The following is a 21,046-nucleotide window of genomic DNA, read 5'->3' on the forward strand; positions in this document are numbered from 1 at the left end:
CACGCGGGGGAATCGGGCGGCCCTGGGCGTCACGACGCATGGGCGGGGGCCCCGGCGGTGGACCCGCGGGCGGTCCGAGAGGACGCCCCTGCGCGTCGCGCCTGACGCCGGGTGGAGGTCCAGCCGGACGACGCCCGGGAGGTGGCATCGGGGGACGTGGGCCCGGCGGTCGGCCAGAGGTGCCGGGGGGCACGTTCGGCGGGCGCCTGGACGGGTCACGATCTCCGGAGCTACCGCCGGGGGTGTTGTCGTAGGGGGAACTCACGTACAGAACTCCAGTGGTCTTGGGCGGGCACTACTCACATGGAAGACCGGGGTCGGTCAGCGCATGCGATTGTGTCACTCGCTCGCTGTTCGACGGCCAGGTCCGCGAGAATTGGACCGGGACCGTCTCGGTTGCTTGGGCGCGGGCACGGCGCCGAGGACATAGGACTGCACGAGGTGGTTCCAGCTGCAGGATCTGCAGACCTCCACTACGTGGACGGAGAACTCCTCCTGTGTCGCGGCGAGGCGTACCAGCTCGTCCGCGGTGCGAGCGGACCCGGACAGTGGGCCCAGCTTCTCGCCGAACACCCAGGAGACGTGGGTGAGCTGTTCCTTCCTGCAGATCGGGCAGACGACGTCGCTGCCACGGCCGTGGAACTTGGCGGCCCGGAGCAGATAGGGATCGGCGTCGCATACGGCGCTCACTCCTGTCCTGCCCGAGTACACCTCGGCAAGCAGCGACCGTCGCTGAAGGGCGTAGTCCACCACCTGTCGCTGAAGTCGCACGAGAACCAGAGTACGTGCGGCCGCCGACGGGTGGGCGCCGGTGTCGCCGCATCTGGGCAATTCGGGGACCCGAAACTATGCTCCACCTGTGCCGACGCGACTTCCGCCCTCCACCCGGGCGAGAGATACCGACCGAACTCAGGCGTGCGCCACTCTCGACGATGCACGGGCCGACGGTCAATTGTCCGAGGAGGAGCACGCGGCGCGCGTCGACCTGGCGATGGAAGCGGAGACGCTCGCGGATCTGCACTCGCTCATCGAGGACCTGCAGAACGAGACCGACCTTCCTCTCATGGCCGACTCGATCGAGCTGGCACATCCGGTTCGCACGGCGCGGTCGTCGCGCCTGGGGTTCTTCGCGGTTGCGATTCCACTGGTGGCAGCGGCCGTCGCGATCACGTTCGGTGTCAGGTCGTGCGCCGCGGCGGGCGACCCCGTCGACACCTACGGTGAGATGGGCTACCAGAACCCCGCCATCGTGGCGGATATCGCTGCCGCGCTGCAGGCACAGACGGGCACCACCGTCGTCGACAGTCTCGGTCTGTACGACTCCTACGCGATTCTCAGGATGCCTGCGCCCGGGGCGCCGCAGAAGCAGATCACCTACGACTTCCGCGACGGTGTGCTCGAATTCGACGAGGACTGGTCGACGTCCAGGAGCGCCGATCAGCAGCAGATCGATCTCGCGACGGTCGACCTACCGAAGTTGGCTGCCGTCGTGGCCGGAGCTGCGGCGAGCCTGAATCTGTCCAGAATCGACGGCCTCAACATCCAGATGCGAGGTCAGTCCGACGGTCCCGAGGTGTTGATCAGCGCAGACAACACCGACGAGGAAAGCGGCACCATGTCGGTCGATCCGGCCGGCAACTTCTTGTACGTGACCCCGTTCCAGTTCGGGAAGTAGGACTCTCATGGCCGCGAAATATCGTTCCACCGCGTTCCGCGCACGCGACATCGACCGCGCGCTCACCGCGTCGGCGCTCGACACGGCCTACGCCGACGGTCAGCTGTCCTTCGGTGAGCATCGTCTGCGGAGTGAACGGGCACGTAATGCGGTGACGTTGGACGAACTGCATCGTCTGGTCAGCGATCTGCAACTCGACGTCGATCTGCCCGAGCCCGTTGCCCGACGGTCCGCGCCGAAACCCCGCGTGTTTCTCGCTCTCGGATCCGTCGTGATCATCGCCGCCGGGTTGGCACTGTTCTTCGCGACCCGAGACTCCGGCGAGGAACCCGTTGTGGCGCAACAGGAGGCGACGGCGTCACCGACCCCGCAACTGTCGATGCCGCTGCCGGCGGATGTGACGCCGATCGTCGCCCAGCCGTTCGTCTTCGACACCCCCGCGGGTCTCGACGATTTCCGCACACGGTACATCGAACGCTTCGGAACAACCGAGGTCCTGGAGTTGAGCATTCAGGTCGACGACGACAACCGCGCGGACGTCTACCGAGTCTCGGCCGACGGGCGTCGGGAACGCGTCTTCGTCGCGGGCGGTTTCGAGGTGTATCGCACCACCGACCTGCTGGATCCGTCGGAGATTCCGTTCGATTGGGCTCTCGTCGATTCCGCCGTCGTGGCCGGCCTGATCGCCGGAGCACCGGCGGCCGTCGGCGTTCCCGACGCGGTTGCCGACTGGGTGACCATCGACACCGACGACGGCGTTCCGCAAATTGCAGTGACGGCGTACGACGCCGACCGTCGCGGCGGCCGGATCGTGTCGGATCTCGCGGGCAACATCGTGCGCGTCTCGCCGTACTCGGGCTGACCTCGTGCACCTGCGTCGGCAGGTCTCTGGTTCGTTTCATGTCCTTACATTGTGACTTGTCTCGATGTATGTACATATATCGAGCCGATACATTTTGCGTATATGCTCGGGAACCGCATCAGGTGCACGATTCACGTCGAGGGGAGAGGTAGGCATGCTCGAGCTGGCAATTCTCGGTCTGCTACTTCAATCCCCGATGCACGGATACGAGCTGCGTAAACGACTGACCGGACTCCTCGGAGCATTCAGAGCGTTCTCCTACGGTTCGCTCTACCCGGCCCTGCGCCGCCTACAGGCGGACGGGCTGATCGCCGAGAACGACGGTCCGGACACACTCGTGAAGCGGCGAGCACGGCGGGTCTACGAGCTCACACCCAAGGGCAAGCAGAGATTCGCCGAGCTCGTTGCGGACACGGGACCGCAGAACTACACGGACGACGGTTTCGGCGTGCATCTCGCCTTCTTCAGCCGGACACCGGCGGAAGCGCGGTTGCGCATCCTCGAAGGCAGACGTCGTCAGGTCGAGGAGCGCAGAGAAGGGCTCCGCGAAGCGGTGGATCGAGCCAGCGGGACGCTCGACCGCTACACCCGTCAGTTACATCAGCTCGGTCTCGAATCCAGCGAACGAGAAGTCCGCTGGCTCAACGAAGTGATCGCTGCCGAGCAGGCGGGCCCGACCGCCACGCCCAACCCGAAAAGCGTTACGAACAAAGAAGGAGAACCCGAACATGGGTGAGAACACCAACACTTCGGACGGCAACGCCATCCGGGTAGCCATCGTGGGTGTGGGCAACTGCGCCGCGTCGCTCGTCCAAGGCGTCGAGTACTACAAGGACGCCGACGAGAACGTCACCGTTCCCGGCCTCATGCACGTCAAGTTCGGCAAGTACCACGTCCGCGACGTGGAATTCGTCGCCGCGTTCGACGTCGACGCCAAGAAGGTCGGATTCGACCTCTCCGACGCGATCTTCTCGAGCGAGAACAACACCATCAAGATTGCCGACGTGCCGCCGAAGGACGTTCAGGTTCTGCGCGGACCGACCCTCGACGGGCTCGGAAAGTACTACCGCGAGACCATCACCGAAGCCGACGGCGAGGCGGTGGACGTAGCCCAGGCGCTACGTGACGCCAAGGTCGACGTGCTCGTGTCCTACCTCCCCGTGGGATCCGAAGAGGCAGACAAGTTCTACGCACAGGCCGCTATCGATGCCGGTGTCGCGTTCGTCAACGCTCTGCCCGTGTTCATCGCCAGCGACCCGGTCTGGGCCCAGAAGTTCGTCGACGCAGGCGTTCCCATCGTCGGCGACGACATCAAGAGCCAGGTCGGTGCCACCATCACGCACCGCGTCATGGCAAAGCTGTTCGAGGACCGCGGAGTTCAGCTCGACCGCACCATGCAGCTCAACGTCGGCGGCAACATGGACTTCCTCAACATGCTCGAGCGCAGCCGCCTCGAGTCGAAGAAGATCTCCAAGACCCAGGCCGTCACGTCGAACCTGCAGCGCGAGTTCAACACCAAGGACGTCCACATCGGACCGAGCGACCACGTCGGCTGGCTCGACGACCGCAAGTGGGCGTACGTCCGCCTCGAAGGCCGCGCATTCGGTGACGTGCCGTTGAACCTCGAGTACAAGCTCGAAGTATGGGACTCGCCCAACTCGGCGGGTGTCATCATCGACGCCGTCCGCGCCGCCAAGATCGCCCTCGACCGCGGCATCGGTGGACCGGTCATCCCGGCATCGGCCTACCTGATGAAGAGCCCTCCCAAGCAGCTCGCCGACGACGTCGCGCGCCAGCAGCTCGAAGCGTTCATCATCGACGCCTAGCCCTCACGTGAGTGGAGCGGAGTCTGCGGGTCACTCCGCAGGCTCCGCTCCCGGTAGTCTGCGGGTCACTCCGCAGGCTCCGCTCCCGGTAGTCTGCGGGTCACTCCGCAGGCTCCGCTCCCGGTAGTCTGCGGGTCACTCCGCAGGCTCCACTCACAAGGCGAGGGTCACTTCGTCGCCGTCGGTGCGTTCGGTGCAGATCAGCATTCCGTCGGGCGCGTGTGCTGCAGGAACCCGGCAGGTGCCGCAGAAACCCTGACGGCAGGAGTACGCGACGTCGGGGCGCAACGGCATGACCGCGTCCAGTATCGACTTATCCGCCGGGACCGTCACTCTTTGGCCGGTGCGAGCGAGGACTACCTCGAATTCGACGCCGTTCACAATCGGTGGCGCCGAGAACCTTTCGAAGTGAAACTCCGACTCCGGGTCGACTCCGCGTTGCAGTGTGCCGATCATCGGCATCGGTCCGCACGCGTAGATCGCCGCTCCCGGCCGCGATCCTTCCAGCAGCATCTCCGACGTCGGGATTCCGTCGACATCGTCGGTTCGAAGCGTCACCGCGTCGCCGAACTCGTCGAGTTCACCCAGGAACGGCAACGACTCTCGGCTTCTACCCGTGTAGACCATCGACCAATCGAGGCCCAGTCGGTAGGCCAGCCTCATCATCGGGAGAATCGGTGTGATGCCGATCCCGCCCGCAACGAAATGCAGACTGTCCGCGGGTGATCCGAAACCGGGAACCGCGAATGCGAACGCGTTTCGCGGACCTCGGACGGTCAATCTGCTGCCGACCTCCAGGTCGTGCATCTCGATCGATCCGCCGCCACCGTCCGGAATACGCCGCACTGCAATGCGATAGCGGGTGCTGTCCGCTGGATCTCCGCACAGAGAGTACTGACGCAGCCTCCCCGAGGGCGTCTCGACGTCGATGTGTGCTCCTGCGCGCCAGGACGGCAGTTCGCCGCCGTGTGCGGCCGACAGAACGAAGCTGACGACGTTCTCGTCGAACGCCTCGATGCGACGCTCGGAGACGACGACCTCGAGTCGTCGATCGTCCGTCGCGCCCACGAATTCTTTACGATGCAGTAGACGCATCGTGCCCATGTGCGCGTTCATGACCCGTTCCAGCACTCGCAGGAGCGGGTCCCGTTCGTGACGACCGTAGAGGTCACCGGGCATCGTGGTCGGTACAGGTAGCTGGAGGTTCACGGCAGTGCCGATCGGGCAGCGGGAGACTTCGCCAGATAGGCGACGGCTTGCGCGGTGTCGCCCTCGTCCTCCGGGGTGTACGACGGTTTCAGGTACCGTGCAACGCCTTTCGTCATCTGGGCGAGCGACGGGAGCGATCCTCTGCGCATCGCACCCAACCATTGCAGCCACAGGACGAGGTAACCCCGGTCGGTCAGCGTCGGATCCTGGCGGACGATGAATCGCGTGCCGCGCAGCATCAGCACGATGAAGCCGACGAAAGCGATGAGCATCGAGAAGTTTCGCCGGAAGTACCCGACGCCGAAATACGTTGCGACGTCGTGGGCGACGTTGCGGTGCTCCACTTCCTCGGCACCGTGCCAGCGATAGAGATCCACCATCGCGGGGTCGCCGTCGAAGTCGTCCCATCTCGAGTTCAGCGCGTAGTCGCCGAGGAAGGCCGTCAGGTGCTCGATCGCGCCGATCATCGCGATTCGTCCGACCAGCTGCTGCTTCTGGGCTCTCGCCGACAGCGCCGGCCGAGGCCCGAGCACCTTGCGCATCAAATACTCGGAGTGCGACGTGAACGGCCTCGGATCGACGCCGTGTGCGTCGAGGTAGTCGTACAACACCACATTGTGCGTCTCGGCATGCATGGCTTCCTGCCCGATGAAGCCGAGGACGTCCTCGCGCAGTTTCGCGTCGGCGATCAGTGGGAGGGCTTCGGTGTAGGTGGCGCAGAACCACCGCTCTCCCTCGGGGAGAAGCAGATTCAACGCGCTGAGACTGTGCGAGGCAATGGGCTCGTTCGGCATCCAGTGCAACGGAGTCTCCGACCAGTCGAAGGCGACGTTCCGTGCCTGCAAGGACACTTCACCGGGGTCGTGTTCGTTCACGATCGATCCTTTCCACGAACTTCGTTGTTTCGGCGGCGACGAGAGCCGGGTTCTTCAGGGGGAGCCAGTGCCCGGAACGGACATCGGTGCGGCTGACCCGCGACACCCACCGCTCGATGCCGTCGAACGATGCGGGTCTGATGGCAGGGTCTCGTCGCGTGACCAGCAAGTGGACCGGGACGTGTGTGTACCGCTCAGTCGGCCGCAGGACCTTCTGGAGGACGTTGGCGCGGTAGATGCGCAACCCGTCGACCATGTCTCGGTTGAGCGTCGGCGCGATATGGAGATTTCGCTTGTCCACGCGTTCGACGATGCGCAGCAGCAACGACCAGATCCAGCGCCTACCGAATATGCGGAAGAAGGTTCGCGACAGCGGCCCCGACATGAAGAACAGCGTGTAGGCACCTGAAACCAGCTGGGTCAGTTTCTGCCACAGTGCCTTCGAGCTCTTCGGCGTCGACTGCAGCCACATTCCCATGTGGTCGAGGCTCGGACCCGAGATCGAGGTGAACGACGCGATTCTGGTGTCGGCGCCCGGCTCGCAGATTGCCTCCCACACCTGCACCGATCCCCAGTCGTGAGCGAGAACGTGCACCGGAATCGACCCCGCCACTACGTCGACGACGGCCATGAAGTCCGCGGCCAACTGTTCGAGTTTCATCTCCGTGACCGTGCCGTCACCGAAGGATTCGCCGTGACCGCGCGTGTCGTACGTGACGACGTGGAACTTGTCGGTCAGCAACGGGACCACCGCGTCCCACAGGTGATGGGTGTCCGGCCAACCGTGCACGAGCACCAGCACCGGGCCGTCGAGGTTACCGAATTCCTGCACGTAGAGCCCAGCACCGTCGACGCGCACGGTGCGTGTTCGGTCGCGCGCCTTCTCGATGGTCATGCCCACTCCCCGCCTGTTCCCGTCGCTCCGTCCCGTACCGATAGTACGTTTAACGTTACCGCCGGTACGCCATTGCTGTGAACTCTCCACAATCTCCGCGAAGGTGTCAAGACACGACCGCCTCCACCTGGGGCGACACCTAGAATGACCAGATGCCTACCTCGCGAGATTCCGAAGCCCGTAGAACCAGGGCACGTGAGGAGTTCGTCGACGCAACGTTCAGGGTCATCGACGCGCACGGACCGAACCCGAGCATGAACGACATCGCTCGAGAGGCAGGTGCCACCAAGCCGAGGCTGTACCGGCAGTTCGCGGACAAGGCAGATCTGTACAGCGCCGTGGCACAGCGCATGGCCGACGAGGTCTACACGCTCGCCGTATCCGACTTCAACTTCCTGCTCGACGCACCGGTGTCCGCGCTACGACATGCGATCTCCGGTTACGCGGATGTGGTGGGACGCCACCCCAATGTCTTCCGGTTCCTCGCCCAGTCCAGGTCCACACCGGAGGATCCTGCAGTCGCTCCGCCCCTCGACATCGGACGTGACATCGCGACACGCTTCGCCACCGTCGCGAAGACGATTCTCGATTCGGTCGACGCCGACACCTCGGGCATCGAATACGCGTGCCGCGCCGCCGTCGGGGCTCTCCTGGCCGCCACCGACCTCTGGTTGGACGACACGGAACTCGACGCAGGCGACTTCGTCGACCAACTCACGGCACTGGTCTGGGGACTGCTCGACGCATTCCTGCAGCGCAAGGAAATCGACCTCGACGGCGACGTGCCGATCTTCATGACCCTGGCAGAGCTCAAGGCAGGAGCGGAGCCGGCGGAGTGACCCCCGTCAGGCTCGGATTTTGCGCACCACGTAGGTCAGGGCGGCGAGGAGGCCGAGGAGAACGACGGAGGGCCAGACGGGCGGATCTCCACCGAGAATGCCCGCGACTGCGGCGATGAAAGCCATCAGTGCGAAGAAACCGAGAATGCCGGCGAGGATCTGCAGGTGGTCCTGAGCGGTCATGACTTCACGCCGCCGGCGGTGAGACCGGAGATGATGCGGCGCTGGAAGATCAGCACCATGACGACGAGGGGAATGGCGACGATGGTTCCCGCTGCCATGATCGCCGCATACGGCACGACGTGTGGGTCGTTGCCGGAGAAGCGTGCGATGGCCACGGTGACGGGCTCGGTTTTGTCGCTGGAGAGTTGGCTGGCCAGCAGGTACTCATTGACTGCGGCGATGAAAGCGAGGATTGCGGTGGTGAAGAGTGCCGGCGCGGCCAACGGAAGCATCACCAGGCGGAATGCCTGGAACCGTCCGGCGCCGTCGATGCGTGCGGCTTCTTCCAGTTCCCAGGGCAGTTCGGCGAAGAACGCCGTCAGTGTGTAGATGGTCAGGGGCAGCACGAAGGAGATGTTGGGGATGATCATCGCCTGGTAGCTGCCGATCCATCCGATGTTCGTGAAGAACTGGAACAGCGGTGTCACCAGCGCGACGACGGGGAACATCGATGCTCCCAGGACGATGCCGACGACGATGTACTTGAATCGAAAGTCGATGCGGGACAGTGCGTATGCGCAGAAGATTCCGATCACCAGCGCGATGAACGTGGTGACGCCGCCGATGATCAAGCTGTTGGCGACTGCACGGAGGAAGTTGTTTCCGTTGCTCGTGGAGAGCGCGTTGGTGAAGTTCTCGGTGGTCACGTGCGTCGGCCAGGGTGTGGTATCGAACGTGTACCGCGGGTCGCGGAACGCAGTGACGGCCATCCAGTAGAACGGCGCGAGCCCCCACACGAGGATGATCACGACGCCGAGGTAGATACGTGCGGTCTTCATCGGATCGTGCCTTTTCGTTGGTTCTCCTGCGTGGCAACCGCGTTCGCGCCGAGGAATTTCACGAGCACGAACGCGACGATGAAGATCATGATGAACGAGATGGTCGACAGAGACGCCGCTGCATTGAACCCTTGCCGGATCTGCTCGACCACGAGAATCGAGATGGTCCGCGTCGCCGGGTTGCCCTCGGTGAGGATCGCGGGCAGGTCGTACATGCGCAGCGCATCCATCGTGCGGAACAGAATCGCCACCATCAGAGCCGGCTTGACGAGCGGAAGTGTGATCTTGGTGAACCGCTGCCACGCGGACGCTCCGTCGACGCGCGCTGCCTCGTACACATCGGACGGAATCATCTGCAGGCCAGCGAGAATCAGCAGCGCCATGAACGGTGTGGTCTTCCAGACGTCGGCGATGATGACCGCGAACCGCGCGGGCCACGCGTCTCCCGTCCACAGGATCTGTGTGCCGAGAAGCTTGTTGGCGATTCCGTCGTAACTGAAGATGAAATACCAGAGCTTGGCGGTCACCGCCGTCGGAATCGCCCACGGGATCAGAATGGCGGCACGCAACAAGGCGCGGCCGGCGAACGTCTTGCCCATGATGACGGCCATCGCGAATCCGATGACCACCTCGATGGACACTGTCACGACGGTGAAGAACGCCGTGTTGCCGACCGCACCCCAGAACTGCGAGCCCAGGGTGCCCGGTGGGCACGGAACGAGCGTGCCCGACGCCGACGTGCACTGCTGCAGGATCCAGTGCGTGTAGTTGGAGAATCCGGCACTGCCGCCCTTGACGAACATCCCCGTCGCGGGATCGAGACCGGCGTCCTTCTGGAAGGACATGACGACGGCACGAATTACGGGATAGGCGATGACGACTGCGAGAATCACCAGAGTCGGGGCGATGAGCAACCAGGCGCGCCCGGCACTCAGTCCGAATCGCCTCTTCTTGTCGGTGCGCACATGCCGTCCTGATGGAGTCACTCCGCTGGCTGCGCTCCCGCCGCGGCCGGAGGATGATCCCCCGGCCGCGGCGACGTTTACAGCCCCACTGGGTTCACCAGTAGGTAGAGCCATGAAATTCTCCTGAAATCGAAAGCCGAAGGCTTAGTTAGCGCCTGCGGACTCGATGCCGGCCTGGATGTCGGCGATGGCCTGGTCGACCTGCTTCTCACCCTTGATCGCAGCAGCGGTGTTGTCCTGGATGGCCTTCGACACTGCCGGGTAGAACGGCGTGACGGGACGCGGGACAGCGTTTTCGATCGATTCCTTCAGGGCCGGGAGGTACGGCATCTCGGCGATGAGGGCCGGGTCGTCGTACAGCGACGCGAGCACCGGAGGCAGTGCACCCTCGGCGATGATGCGCTGAGCCTGCTCACCCTGGAGGAAGCGAAGGAAGTCGGCGGCCGTGGCCTTGTTCTGCGAGAACGCGCTGATCGCTGCGTTGTATCCACCGAGCGTGGAGGTTCCGACGCCGGTGACGCCGGGAAGTGGTGCAACACCGTACTTTCCGGCGACGGCAGAGCCTTCCTTGGCCGCTGTGCCGTAGACGTACGGCCAGTTACGCAGGTAGAGCGCCTTACCGTCCTCGAATGCCTGCTGGCTCTCCGGCTCCTTGAACGTGGTGTCCTGAGCGGGGATGACGTTGTTCTGGAACGCCGTCACGAGTGCCTGCAGGCCCGCTTTGGCCTCGGGAGAGTCGACGGTCGGGGTCTTGCCGTCCTCGGCGACGAACGATCCACCGTGTGCGTTGATGATCTCCGACGCGTTGACCGTCAGGCCCTCGTAGGACGCGAACTGTCCTGCGTAGCAGTCGATGTTGTTCTCCACGGCGACGGTGCAGCTTGCCGTCAGCTCGTCCCAGGTGGTGGGGGCTGCGGGCACGAGGTCGGTGCGGTAGAACAGCAGACCGCCGTTGGTGTTCTTCGGGGCTGCGTACTGGGTGCCGTTGTAGGTTGCGCTGTCCACCGTCGACGGGAGAATTCCGGCGTTGTCGAGTGCGAACTCGCCTTCGAGCGGCACGAGCCAGCCCTTCGCGGCGAACTCGGCCGTCCAGATGACGTCGAGAGCCATGACGTCGTAGTCGCTCTGCTCTGCCTGCAGGTGCTGGACCAGGTCGTCGTGTGCCTGGTCGGCGTCGTTGGACTGTTCCTTGAAGGTGACCTGCTCGTCCGGGTTGGCCGCGTTCCACTCTTCGATGATCTGACGGACGACACCGGTTTCGGTGGTGTCCTTGCCTTCGACGTAGGTGATGGGTCCGCGGCCGTCGGTGTTCTCGGACGCGGAATCACTGGATCCGCTGTCGCTGGAACACGCGGTGAGCGTCAGCAGCGAGGCCGCTGTTGCGAGCACCGCCACCTTCGAGATCAAAGACGCCATGAGTTCTCTCCACTTGCTTCGTACACGGTGGTGTGTGTGGGAGGCGGCACAGTTGATGTGCGAATGTGCTCCCCCCGACGCACATGTCGATAGGAACTTATACACATTTCGGTCGCAGCGGGCCATTACCGACCTAGCTGAATCGGTCAACCCTCACCCGACGGGTCTGTCGGTGGGTGGTTGTAGCCTCGCCCAGGTGACTTCGGACAAGATGCTGACCAGAATCGGTGGGCTTCTCCGCCAGGCGGAGTCGACGGACAACCCGCACGAGGCGGAAGCGTTCATGGAGGCCGCACAGCGTCTGGCGACGTCGACGTCGATCGATCTGGCCGTGGCCCGCTCGCACAGCGCCTCGCGTGAGAAGCAGGCGACGCCGACACAGCGCGTCGTCCCCATCGGAGAAGCGGGCAAACGTGGTCTCAAGACGTTCGTCCAGTTGTTCGTCTCGATCGCTGCGGCCAACGACGTGACGTGCGACGTCGCCCGGTCGTCGACGCAGGTGTTCGCCTACGGTTTCGCGTCCGACATCGACACCACCGAGGCGCTGTATTCGAGCCTCCTCGTCCAGATGGTGCGGGCGTCGGACGCCTACATCAAATCGGGCGAGTACAAGAACGAGACTGCGGTACGCACGGTGGTGGAAAAGATCGGTCGCCGAAGCTACAAACGCCAGGAGACGGTCGTGGTCGCTGCGGTCACGGCGCGGTTGAACTTCCAGACTGCCTTCGCCACGCGGGTGGGCAAGCGCCTCGCCGCGGTGAAGAAGGAGGCGGAGTCCAAGGCAGTGTCCGAGGAGAAGCCGGACGCGGGCACCGCTCTTGTCCTGCGGAACAAGGAAGTCGAGCTGAAGGATTACTACTCGTCCAACTCCACTGCACGCGGCACCTGGCGGAGCCGAAGTGCGGGCGCGGGGTACTCGCACGGCGCCAGTCGCGCGGGGGACAGGGCCGGCCGCGCTGCCCGGCTCGGGGGTGAAACCGAGATCAGCCGCGGTTCGAAGCAACTCGGGCGGTAATCTGACCCCATCGTGACGTGGCGTAGGCAGACGGACAGCCGTGAATTCTCACCCGGCGAGCGCCTACGTATCCTGGTCGCTCGCTTCCTCGGCGTAGGTTTCGTCGGATATTTCTTCGTGTCGCTGTCCGGAATTGCGGAGGGCTCTCGGATTCTCGCGTCGTGGTGGACCCCGCTGGCAGTGGTGCTGATCTTCGTTCCCGGTGTCGCACTGTTGGTCGCGGCGCTGGTTCGTCCCCGCCGTATCGGTCCGGCGGCAGGTTCGGCGGCCCTCGGAATCCTGCTCGCCGCCTGCCTCTGGTTCTTCGCGTGGAACGGCGATGTGCTGCACGGGTCTGCACGGGGCACGTGGATGTCGGCGTTCGCCGGCCTCGCCGGCCTGTGCGCAACGCTTGCGTGGAGACCGTGGATCGCGTTCGCCGTTCAGCTCGTCGCAACCTCGACCATTGCCACCGTCGACCAGATCGGGTTGTTCGGCGGCCGGGCGTCGACCGCCGGCATCGTCTATGCCGGCCTGTGGTCGTTCGGGTTGTCGGCGCTGTTGACCGCCGCGGTGATCATGGCCTTGCGCAGCGGATCGATACTCGATTCCACCAAGCAATCGCTCGATCGCAGTGCCGCGATAGCCGCGGCCGCCCAGGCACGTGAACGCGAGAAAGCGCGGTTCGATGCGCTGATCCACGACCAGGTGTTGAGCACTCTGCTGGCGACGGATCGTGCCGATCCCGGCGGCAGGCTCGTGGCGGAAGCGAGGTCGGCGTTGGCCGAGCTGGACCGCGTCGTCGACGATTCCGGCCGAGACGCGACGGTGTCGGCCGACGGCATCTTCGCGCAGCTGTCCACGGTGGGAGCCGACCACGGTGTCGCCGTGGGAGCAACCATCGACGACGGTCGCAGTCAGTTTCCGGGAGCTGTTGCGTCCGCGGTGGTGGGCGCGTCGGCAGAGGCCGTGCGCAACAGCGTCGTGCACGCAGGCCCTGCCGCACAGTGCCGTATCACCGTCGAACTACGTCCCGGCCTCGTCCGTGTGACCGTCGAGGACGGCGGCGTCGGATTCGACACCTCGACAACAGGATCCGGCCGTCTGGGAATCGATGTCAGCATCGTCGGCCGGATGGCGCAGCTCGAGGGCGGATCGTCGCACATCCGAAGTTTCCCGGGTGCGGGCACGACGGTGATCGTCTCGTGGGAGGCGCCGTGAGCTCGCTGAGGGGCGACGCGTCGACGATCATCGGCATGCAATCGAGGGGCGCCTACGCCGTCACCGCGTCGGTCGTGACTGCGGCTGCGGTCGCAATTCTGGGCCCGGGAGGCGACGGTGTCGCCGAGAAGTGCCTGGTGATCGCGCTTCTCGCGGTCGGCGCTACGCTTCTCGTCGCCGTTCCAGGCGATCCGTTTCCGAGGTGGGCCGCATTGACTGTCGCGGCAGTGCCGTCCGCTCAGTTCGCGGTACTGATTCGCGTCGTGGACACCGGGGCGACACAGTCGCAGGCGGTGACCACAACCGTCGGTGGAGGTGCGGCGCTGTGCGCGTTCCTGTGCGTTCGAGGCCGGATCCGCTGGGCGTGGGCCGGCCAACTGGCCGCGTTCGCGGTGTACTGGACCGCCGCCCCTGATGTCGCCGGTGCAGCATCCACTTTCGTCACGGGTGCCGGTGTGATGATCATGGCGACGTTCTTCGCCTTCGCTGTCCGCCCTGCGGCTGCGTCGATCTACTCGCTTCGCCGGGAACGCGCTGCGACCTTCGCGGAGCGCGCCGCCGTGAACGCGGCCGAACAGGAACGCGAGCATCAATTGCGCCGGCTCGACGACCTGGTTCGGCCGGTCCTACGGCGCATCGCCGACAACCCCATGGACGACGCATCCCGCACCGAGGCGCTGCTGGTGGAAGCGACTTTGCGAGACAGCATTCGCGCCCGCGCACTGGACGTACCCGAGGTGGTGACAGCAGCGCGGTCCGCGCGCGAGCGCGGAGTCACCGTGCAGTTGCTCGACGACGGTGGCCTGACCGACCAACCTCGTCGGGTCGCCGACGAGGTGCGCCGCGCGGTGGCGTGCAGCTTGGACGGTGCGGACGCAGGGTCGGTCACCGTGCGTATCCACCCGGCGGGGCGGACGGCACTGGCGACGATCGTGGTGACCGACGGCGACGACGTGACCCGTACGGAACTCCCCTAGGGTCAGCTGAGCCGGACCCCGGCCTCGGAGCCGTCGAACACGTGAGCATGCGCTTCGTCGAACCGGATGCCCACCACGTCGCCTTTCTGCGGGGGATCACGCCAGTCCGCGCGGGCGACGATCGTCTGAGTGGTGCCGTTGATGTCGGCCCGTCCGAAGACGAAGGCCTCGGAGCCGAGTTCTTCGACGACATCGACCTCCAACTTCAGCCCGTAGGACACGATCTCGACGTGCTCGGGCCGGATGCCGAACACCACTTCGCTTCCGGTCGAGCCGGCCAGTGTGCCCCGCGACACCGGAATGACCTGCTCACCGATCCGCACGCCACCGTCGGTGACGGGCACCCGGAACAGGTTCATCGACGGCGAGCCCATGAATCCGGCGACGAACACGTTGGTCGGTGTGCGGTACAGCTCACGAGGTGATGCACACTGCTGCAACACACCACCTTTCAGTACCGCCACCCGGTCGCCCATGGTCATTGCCTCGACCTGATCGTGGGTGACGTAGACGGTGGTCGTCGCGAGCCTGCGCTGCAGCTGAGCGATCTGCGTGCGCGTCTGCACCCGCAGTTTGGCATCGAGGTTGGACAGTGGCTCGTCCATCAGGAACACCTGCGGTTGACGGACGATGGCCCGCCCCATGGCAACTCGCTGACGCTGACCGCCGGACAGCGCTTTGGGTTTGCGGTCGAGGTACGCCTCCAGGTCGAGAAGCTTGGCTGCTTCGAGGACACGGGTGCGGATCTCGTCCTTGTTCGCCTTGGCGAGTTTGAGTGCGAAGCCCATGTTCTCGGCGACGGACATGTGCGGGTACAGCGCGTAGTTCTGGAACACCATCGCGATGTCGCGATCCTTGGGCTCGGCGTGAGTGACATCGCTGCCGCCGATGAGGATGCGGCCGCTGTTCACCTCCTCCAAGCCGGCGAGCATGCGTAGCGACGTGGACTTACCGCAGCCCGACGGGCCGACGAGGACGAGGAATTCGCCGTCGGCGATCTCCAGGTCCAACGCATCCACCGCCGGAGTGTCGGAGCCGGGAAAAAGCCTGGTGGCACGGTCGAACGTGATCGAAGCCATGAATAGTAGATCCCTCCACCGGCAGGAACGTGCCGGACGATCCGAGTGTTGGGTGCCGACGTGTGCCGACGACGAATGGTAACCGCACCCGTCGGCTACGTTCCGAAAACCGGCCAGCCGATTTCGGTTCGCCATCGACTCGGGTCGGCGGTGTCGCGCGGTCCGACGTGATAGGTCTCGTGTATCGGGCCGGCGATCGCGAGGCCGTTGGATTCGACGTACACCCCGAGCGCACCGTAGGTGACGTCGATGTCGTCGTGGCTGCCGTGGTGCACCGTCGTCGCCAGCTCCGTTCCGCCGATCGTCAGCGGTTGCACCCGTCCCATCCGAGGTGCATCGGTCGTGGGCAGGTACACCGTCATCGTTCCGCGGCCGTCGGTGAACAGGTCGTTGTCGTACAACCCGCCAGGACTGCCGTCGGGGGAGACCACCGCGTCGAGCTCGGCCATGGCGTCGGAATACCACTCGAGCATGTTCGACGAGTCCACCTCGCCGGATATCGCCGCGACCGTGACCTTTTCGGTGACGAGACGCGTGACCGCCACGGAAGCCCCGGTCGGTCGGAGGAGCCTCTTCATCGCGCTGATCGACGACTCCGCTTCCTTCACCTGACGTTCGAGCCGTTCCAGATGCCCCAGAACCAGCCCCGCCCGCTGCGTCGGGTCCGGGTTGGTGACGATCGCGCGCACCTCGCGCTCCGGCATGTCGAAACTCCGAAACCGGCGAATGATCTGAGCTGTCGGCACCTGCGCCGTCGTGTAATAGCGATAACCGGAGTGGGCGTCGACCTCGGCGGGTTCGAGCATGCCGGATTCGTGATAGCGACGGAGCGTCTTCACCGACAGATGAGTGATGCGGGAGAACTCACCGATGGTGAGCAGGCCGTTCATGCCCACATCCTGCCTGGGGTTGACTCTCCCGGTGGGGGAGGGTGGAGCGTGTCCGTCATGACATTCATCGACAGGTATTTCGAACTCGCCGCCGCTTCCGATCTGGAGGCATACTTTGCACAGTTCCGTCCCGATGCCGTTGTCGAGGACGAGGGCCGGGAGCACCACGGCAGAGACGAGATTCGCGCGTGGCGAACCGAGGTTCCCGACGTCACCTATCGTCCCCGGACGCCGACGGTGTCCGGTGACGGTCATGACGTGAAGGCGGAGATCGCAGGTGATTTCCCGGGCAGTCCCGTCACTCTGCGGTTCTATTTCGAGCTGGACGAGGCCGAGAAGATTCGAGTTCTTCGCATTCGGCCGTAGGTCCGGTCCGGCGTCATTGCGGGTCGAAGATGTCCTCGATTCGGCATCGGAAGACCGCGGCAAGCTGGAATGCGACGGGCAGGCTCGGGTCGTACCGTTCCTTCTCGATCGAGATGACGGTGAGCCGTGTGACGCCGATGCGGTCGGCGAGATCTGCTTGGGACCAACCGAGTTGGAGTCGTCGTCGTCGAACGTCGTTCTTCATCTCACGCGAGGGTTCGTCGGCGCTCGATCGCGTAGCGTGTCGTGCACGATGCGAGGGCGACGAGCAGCAGTCCGATCAACAGTGTCGCTGCAGGGACATCGATTCTACCGATGGACACTGCCGCGAGGCCGAGGCCGATCACGATGATCAGATCGGTAGCTGTTCCGCTCAATGCTGCACTGAGCCAGGTGGATTCGACGTCACCCTCGGACGGTCCCTGTTTCGGAATCGTCACAGGCGCCACCCAGAACAACCATCCGAGTGCGCCACACGCCGGGAGCGCACACAGTCCGAAGACTATCGCGGACAGCCCCGGCGCGACCGGGGACAGGAGCCAGGCCGCTGCGGCGACGAGCAGGGCTGCAGCAAGCCCGGTCGATCCGGCGTAGAACCAACGACGGGTCATGTCCATCCTCCGATGTATAGGAAGCTATACGTATAGCAGACTATACATCGACGGGGCGCCTCCCGCGTCCTGGTATCCGTCCATGGCGTACGACGCGGAATTGGCGGATCGGATCCGCGAAGCACTCGTCAGACCGGACCCCCGCGCAGACGGAAGACCTGGTTTCTCGACGAGGAGCACGAGCCGCGGTCATGGGAGATCGCGACATGGGCAACGGCTGGATCACCGTCGACTCCGACGGTGTGGCCGGTGGCGGTCTGGACTACTGGATCGGCGTTGCCCTGGAGTACAACGAGCGCGCCCACCCGCAGAGGTGAATCCACCGGAACCGGGCGTGAACGGTCGGTGGGCGGCATTATGATCGCGCCGGTGAAGACGAGGGACTCGCAGCGTTCCAAGGTGTACGAGGCGGAGACGATGGTCCGGCGCATGTTCGATCGCGCCGAGGAACGCAATCTGCGGTCCGTGGAAATTCACGGCTCCACGATCACGCTGCCGGTGGAGCGGAAGTTCGCGTCGATCGAGTCCGTGCAGAGGTATGTCGATGCCGTTCTGGCGATGAACTGGGTGCAGGCCCGGTGGCCGCATGCGGACAGCGTCGTACATGTTCGCGAGCGGTCCGGGACCGGGGCGTCGCACTACGAACCGGACACTCAGACCATCGCCGTTCCGCTTCACCGCCGGAACGAGGCGTGGGCGCTACGTGAACTGGTGGTTCTGCACGAGCTGGCACATCACTTCGATCGTGCCGAAAACTCTTCGCACGGTGGAGAATTCGTGGATCTGTTCATCACTTTGGTCGGCGAGATCATCGGCCAGGAAGCCGGATTCGTACTGCGGGCGACGATGCTGGACTGCGGCGTCACCATCGGATAGCGCGCATACTGGAGGTCATGACTGTGAAAATCGGCGTTCAGCTTCAGCCCCAGCACGCTCCCGACTACCAGCTCATCCGCGACGCGGTTCTCCGTTCCGAGGACGCAGGCGTCGACATAGTCTTCAACTGGGACCACTTCTATCCGCTGTACGGCGACCTCGACGGCGAGCATTTCGAGTGCTGGACCATGCTCGGTGCGTGGGCCGAGCAGACGTCGAACGTGGAGATCGGCGCCCTCGTCACCGGCGGCGGCTACCGCAACCCGGACCTGCTCGCCGACATGGCTCGCACCGTCGACCACATCAGTGGAGGTCGGCTGATCCTCGGCATCGGCGCCGGTTGGAATCAGAAGGACTACGACAACTTCGGTTACGAGTTCGGCACACCGGGCTCACGCCTGAAGCTCCTTGCCGAGTACCTGCCGCGCATCGTCGATCGTTTGAAGGTCGGCAACCCGGCGCCGACGCGCGACATCCCCATCCTCATCGGCGGCGGCGGCGAGAAGAAGACTCTCAAGCTCGTCGCGCAGTACGCACACATCTGGCACAGCTTCGCCGATCTCGACGAGTTGACGCGCAAATCCGGGATCCTGGCCGAGCACGGCGACACCGTCGGGCGCGACGTCAGCTCGATCGCCAGGTCCGTCGCCTGGCCGGGCGCGGACAAAGCCCAAGGCTTCGTCGACGCCGGGGCCACGTTGTTCACCGTCGGAACCGGTGGTCCCGACTACGACCTGACCGAGCTGAAAGAGGCCATCGCCTGGCGGAACGCAGCGAACGACGGTTAGACCCCTCATCGCGCGCCGACGAGCTCCGAGAGCTCGACAAGACGATTGGAGAATCCCCATTCGTTGTCGTACCACGCGAACACCTTGACCTGGTCGCCCACAACTTGGGTCAACGGTGCGTCGAAGACGGCCGAGTGAGGATTGCCGACGATGTCGGCCGAGACCAGTGGCGCCTCCGAGTAGGCGAGATACGGCGACAAGTCGGACGACTTTGCCGCCGCGCAGAACGCTCGGTTGACGTCGTCAACCGTTGCAGGTTGCGTGAGGCGTGCTGTGAGGTCGGTGATCGATCCGACTGGAACGGGCACCCGCAGAGCGAGTCCAGTCAGCTTGCCGTCCAGTTCCGGGATGATCCTTCCGATGGTGCGCGCAGCGCCCGACGACGTGGGAATCGTGGACTGAGCCGCAGCTCGAGCCCGACGAGGGTCGCTGTGCGGGGCGTCGTGTAGCCGTTGATCGCTCGTATAGGCATGCACGGTCGTCATCAGGCCCGACTCGATTCCGAAGGCATCGTGCAGCACTTTGGCCATCGGTGCGAGGCAATTGGTGGTGCAGGAGCCGTTGGAGAACACGTCTCCCGACAAGTCGACGTCACCGCCGTTGACCCCGAGCACCACCGCGGGGATGTCGGGGTCGGCCGGCGCGGAGACGACGACCTTTTTTGCTCCCGCGGCCAAGTGTCCCCGCGCGTCCGTTGAACCGGTGAACAAACCCGTGGACTCGATGACGACGTCCACATCCTCGGCACCCCAGTCGATGTCGGTAGGTTTGCGCTCCGCGGTGACCCGGATACCGGACCCATCGACGAAGATCGTGTCACCGTCGACCTGGACACCGTTCAAGTGGCCGGCCAACGAGTCCCACTCGAGAAGTGTGGCGAGCGTAGAGGCGTCGGCAATGTCGTTGATCGCGACTACCTGCACGTCTGCTCCGCTACGCAGGGCGGCACGCACGTAACTGCGCCCGATGCGACCGAACCCATTGATCCCGATCCGCACGGTCATGACTGTCCTTCCTGGCTGCCCGAGGCCGCAGCGTCGAGCAAGGACACGGCGCCGCGCGCGGCCGCATCCATCGGTTCCTGTTTGCCCTGCGCGCGGGCGAGGACATAGCCCCCCTGAAGTACGGCGGACAAGGTACGTGCAAGGTCGGCCGGCACGATCGAAGCCGGGAGCTCGTGAACGTCGATTGCCTCCGCGATGGTGTTCTCCCAGCGAATGAGCATGCCCTCGAAGGCACCCGAAACGACGGCGAGCAACTCCGGATCGACGACCACCTGGGGGTCCTGCGTCATTCGGCCGACCCGACATCCCTTTGTTCCAGGACGCGGAGCCAGCAGGTATCTCTTCATTCGCTCGAGCGGCGAACCGTGGCCATCCAGCACCGAGGACTGGTCCATCATGTCGCGCGCGACGTCGGAAAGAGCCTCGACAGCAAGCTGATGCTTGCCACTGAAGTGGTGGTACATACTGCCCTGCCCGACCCCAGCCCGTTCCATCACGTCGCGCGGGCTCGTCGCCGCGTAGCCGCGCTCCCACAGCAATTCGGCCATCGCGCTGGTCAACTGATCTCGTGCTCCCACCTGAAAAATGTAACAACTAGTATGTACAGAATCAAGGTGTCGCGAGTCGGGTAGGAATTGCCGCTTCGGCAAACTCCCTTGCCGAAACACGGGCGGTGC

General features: G+C 64.6%; 26 protein-coding genes. 12 read left to right on the top strand and 14 right to left on the bottom strand.

Features of this window, described 5'->3' with window-relative positions; all coding sequences use genetic code 11:
• Positions 1 to 339: 339 nt before the first annotated feature.
• Positions 340 to 771, bottom strand: coding sequence for a DUF5318 domain-containing protein (locus tag CH293_RS10020; RefSeq protein WP_026347800.1), 432 nt, complete (start codon positions 769 to 771; stop codon positions 340 to 342).
• Between the two features lie 88 nt (positions 772 to 859).
• Between CH293_RS10020 and CH293_RS10025 the strand changes: the two genes are divergently transcribed.
• The 4 genes from CH293_RS10025 to CH293_RS10040 all read left to right on the top strand — a co-directional run bounded on the left by CH293_RS10025 (position 860) and on the right by CH293_RS10040 (position 4,363).
• Positions 860 to 1,675, top strand: a complete 816-nt coding sequence (locus CH293_RS10025) for a DUF1707 domain-containing protein (RefSeq protein ID WP_080732961.1) — start codon at positions 860 to 862, stop codon at positions 1,673 to 1,675.
• A gap of 7 nt (positions 1,676 to 1,682) precedes the next feature.
• The gene (locus tag CH293_RS10030) at positions 1,683 to 2,537 is read left to right on the top strand and encodes a DUF1707 domain-containing protein (protein ID WP_037109817.1); all 855 of its coding nucleotides are present in this window, start codon (positions 1,683 to 1,685) and stop codon (positions 2,535 to 2,537) included.
• A 154-nt stretch (positions 2,538 to 2,691) separates the two neighbouring features.
• Entirely contained in the window at positions 2,692 to 3,273 is a 582-nt protein-coding gene (locus tag CH293_RS10035; RefSeq protein WP_019665137.1) for a PadR family transcriptional regulator, read from the top strand.
• Positions 3,266 to 4,363, top strand: a complete 1,098-nt coding sequence (locus CH293_RS10040) for an inositol-3-phosphate synthase (protein ID WP_037109820.1) — start codon at positions 3,266 to 3,268, stop codon at positions 4,361 to 4,363. Before CH293_RS10035 ends, CH293_RS10040 begins: the two co-directional genes overlap by 8 nt.
• A 153-nt stretch (positions 4,364 to 4,516) precedes the next feature.
• On the opposite strand, the gene CH293_RS10045 is transcribed toward CH293_RS10040, so the two are convergent.
• Genes CH293_RS10045 through CH293_RS10055 form a run of 3 tightly spaced genes read right to left on the bottom strand, consistent with a single transcriptional unit; the run spans position 4,517 to position 7,342 of the window.
• Positions 4,517 to 5,572, bottom strand: a complete 1,056-nt coding sequence (locus tag CH293_RS10045) for a PDR/VanB family oxidoreductase (protein ID WP_037109822.1) — start codon at positions 5,570 to 5,572, stop codon at positions 4,517 to 4,519.
• Entirely contained in the window at positions 5,569 to 6,447 is an 879-nt protein-coding gene (locus CH293_RS10050) for a metal-dependent hydrolase (protein ID WP_094720110.1), read from the bottom strand. The genes CH293_RS10045 and CH293_RS10050 overlap by 4 nt, the downstream gene beginning before the upstream one ends.
• Positions 6,425 to 7,342 (bottom strand): alpha/beta fold hydrolase, encoded by a 918-nt coding sequence (locus CH293_RS10055; protein WP_094720245.1) that lies wholly within the window; start codon positions 7,340 to 7,342, stop codon positions 6,425 to 6,427. Before CH293_RS10055 ends, CH293_RS10050 begins: the two co-directional genes overlap by 23 nt.
• A gap of 152 nt (positions 7,343 to 7,494) precedes the next feature.
• Between CH293_RS10055 and CH293_RS10060 the strand changes: the two genes are divergently transcribed.
• Positions 7,495 to 8,181: a TetR/AcrR family transcriptional regulator gene (locus CH293_RS10060; RefSeq protein WP_094720111.1), complete on the top strand. Its 687-nt coding sequence runs from the start codon at positions 7,495 to 7,497 to the stop codon at positions 8,179 to 8,181.
• A gap of 6 nt (positions 8,182 to 8,187) precedes the next feature.
• On the opposite strand, the gene CH293_RS28175 is transcribed toward CH293_RS10060, so the two are convergent.
• From CH293_RS28175 to CH293_RS10075, 4 genes are read right to left on the bottom strand one after another with little or no spacing between them, the layout of a single operon-like run.
• Positions 8,188 to 8,364 carry a hypothetical protein gene (locus CH293_RS28175; RefSeq protein WP_170945197.1) on the bottom strand — a complete coding sequence of 59 codons (177 nt, stop codon included), beginning with the start codon at positions 8,362 to 8,364 and terminating at the stop codon, positions 8,188 to 8,190.
• A complete protein-coding gene (locus CH293_RS10065) occupies positions 8,361 to 9,182 on the bottom strand; it encodes a carbohydrate ABC transporter permease (protein ID WP_037109830.1) in 822 nt (273 codons plus the stop codon). The genes CH293_RS28175 and CH293_RS10065 overlap by 4 nt, the downstream gene beginning before the upstream one ends.
• Positions 9,179 to 10,261, bottom strand: a complete 1,083-nt coding sequence (locus CH293_RS10070) for a carbohydrate ABC transporter permease (protein ID WP_176459966.1) — start codon at positions 10,259 to 10,261, stop codon at positions 9,179 to 9,181. The genes CH293_RS10065 and CH293_RS10070 overlap by 4 nt, the downstream gene beginning before the upstream one ends.
• 30 nt (positions 10,262 to 10,291) lie before the next feature.
• Entirely contained in the window at positions 10,292 to 11,563 is a 1,272-nt protein-coding gene (locus tag CH293_RS10075; protein ID WP_019665128.1) for an ABC transporter substrate-binding protein, read from the bottom strand.
• 196 nt (positions 11,564 to 11,759) lie between these two features.
• Here CH293_RS10075 and CH293_RS10080 point away from each other — a divergent pair, with 196 nt between their 5' ends.
• The 3 genes from CH293_RS10080 to CH293_RS10090 are packed head-to-tail and all read left to right on the top strand — an operon-like array spanning position 11,760 to position 14,755.
• Positions 11,760 to 12,578: a DUF2786 domain-containing protein gene (locus CH293_RS10080; RefSeq protein WP_094720113.1), complete on the top strand. Its 819-nt coding sequence runs from the start codon at positions 11,760 to 11,762 to the stop codon at positions 12,576 to 12,578.
• A gap of 12 nt (positions 12,579 to 12,590) precedes the next feature.
• Positions 12,591 to 13,778: an ATP-binding protein gene (locus tag CH293_RS10085; RefSeq protein ID WP_094720114.1), complete on the top strand. Its 1,188-nt coding sequence runs from the start codon at positions 12,591 to 12,593 to the stop codon at positions 13,776 to 13,778.
• Positions 13,775 to 14,755: a hypothetical protein gene (locus tag CH293_RS10090; protein WP_094720246.1), complete on the top strand. Its 981-nt coding sequence runs from the start codon at positions 13,775 to 13,777 to the stop codon at positions 14,753 to 14,755. Before CH293_RS10085 ends, CH293_RS10090 begins: the two co-directional genes overlap by 4 nt.
• Before the next feature lie 2 nt (positions 14,756 to 14,757).
• Here the strand turns inward: CH293_RS10090 and CH293_RS10095 are convergent, their stop codons facing one another.
• On the bottom strand, positions 14,758 to 15,834 hold the full coding sequence (locus tag CH293_RS10095; RefSeq protein ID WP_037109841.1) for an ABC transporter ATP-binding protein: 1,077 nt from the start codon (positions 15,832 to 15,834) through the stop codon (positions 14,758 to 14,760).
• A gap of 95 nt (positions 15,835 to 15,929) precedes the next feature.
• The gene (locus CH293_RS10100; protein WP_094720115.1) at positions 15,930 to 16,724 is read right to left on the bottom strand and encodes a MerR family transcriptional regulator; all 795 of its coding nucleotides are present in this window, start codon (positions 16,722 to 16,724) and stop codon (positions 15,930 to 15,932) included.
• Between the two features lie 57 nt (positions 16,725 to 16,781).
• Here CH293_RS10100 and CH293_RS10105 point away from each other — a divergent pair, with 57 nt between their 5' ends.
• The gene (locus tag CH293_RS10105) at positions 16,782 to 17,090 is read left to right on the top strand and encodes a nuclear transport factor 2 family protein (protein ID WP_094720116.1); all 309 of its coding nucleotides are present in this window, start codon (positions 16,782 to 16,784) and stop codon (positions 17,088 to 17,090) included.
• Between the two features lie 13 nt (positions 17,091 to 17,103).
• On the opposite strand, the gene CH293_RS10110 is transcribed toward CH293_RS10105, so the two are convergent.
• Together CH293_RS10110 and CH293_RS10115 are read right to left on the bottom strand one after the other, a co-directional pair.
• Positions 17,104 to 17,295 (bottom strand): helix-turn-helix transcriptional regulator, encoded by a 192-nt coding sequence (locus CH293_RS10110; RefSeq protein WP_033189486.1) that lies wholly within the window; start codon positions 17,293 to 17,295, stop codon positions 17,104 to 17,106.
• A gap of 1 nt (position 17,296) precedes the next feature.
• Positions 17,297 to 17,701: a hypothetical protein gene (locus CH293_RS10115; RefSeq protein WP_231383743.1), complete on the bottom strand. Its 405-nt coding sequence runs from the start codon at positions 17,699 to 17,701 to the stop codon at positions 17,297 to 17,299.
• Positions 17,702 to 17,892: 191 nt separating this feature from the next.
• Here CH293_RS10115 and CH293_RS28540 point away from each other — a divergent pair, with 191 nt between their 5' ends.
• The 3 genes from CH293_RS28540 to CH293_RS10130 are packed head-to-tail and all read left to right on the top strand — an operon-like array spanning position 17,893 to position 19,365.
• A complete protein-coding gene (locus CH293_RS28540; protein WP_255122788.1) occupies positions 17,893 to 18,018 on the top strand; it encodes a hypothetical protein in 126 nt (41 codons plus the stop codon).
• Positions 18,019 to 18,058: 40 nt separating this feature from the next.
• Complete coding sequence (locus CH293_RS10125) at positions 18,059 to 18,577, top strand: TIGR04338 family metallohydrolase (protein WP_037109852.1); 519 nt, start codon at positions 18,059 to 18,061, stop codon at positions 18,575 to 18,577.
• A 17-nt stretch (positions 18,578 to 18,594) separates the two neighbouring features.
• On the top strand, positions 18,595 to 19,365 hold the full coding sequence (locus CH293_RS10130) for an LLM class F420-dependent oxidoreductase (protein WP_094720117.1): 771 nt from the start codon (positions 18,595 to 18,597) through the stop codon (positions 19,363 to 19,365).
• Positions 19,366 to 19,370: 5 nt separating this feature from the next.
• Here CH293_RS10130 and gap read toward each other — a convergent pair whose 3' ends face one another.
• The gene (gap, locus tag CH293_RS10135; protein ID WP_094720118.1) at positions 19,371 to 20,369 is read right to left on the bottom strand and encodes a type I glyceraldehyde-3-phosphate dehydrogenase; all 999 of its coding nucleotides are present in this window, start codon (positions 20,367 to 20,369) and stop codon (positions 19,371 to 19,373) included.
• Entirely contained in the window at positions 20,366 to 20,947 is a 582-nt protein-coding gene (locus CH293_RS10140) for a TetR/AcrR family transcriptional regulator (RefSeq protein ID WP_217900750.1), read from the bottom strand. Before CH293_RS10140 ends, gap begins: the two co-directional genes overlap by 4 nt.
• Between the last annotated feature and the right edge of the window lie 99 nt (positions 20,948 to 21,046).

This window comes from Rhodococcus sp. 14-2470-1b (assembly GCF_002259415.1).
Lineage (GTDB): Bacteria > Actinomycetota > Actinomycetes > Mycobacteriales > Mycobacteriaceae > Rhodococcoides.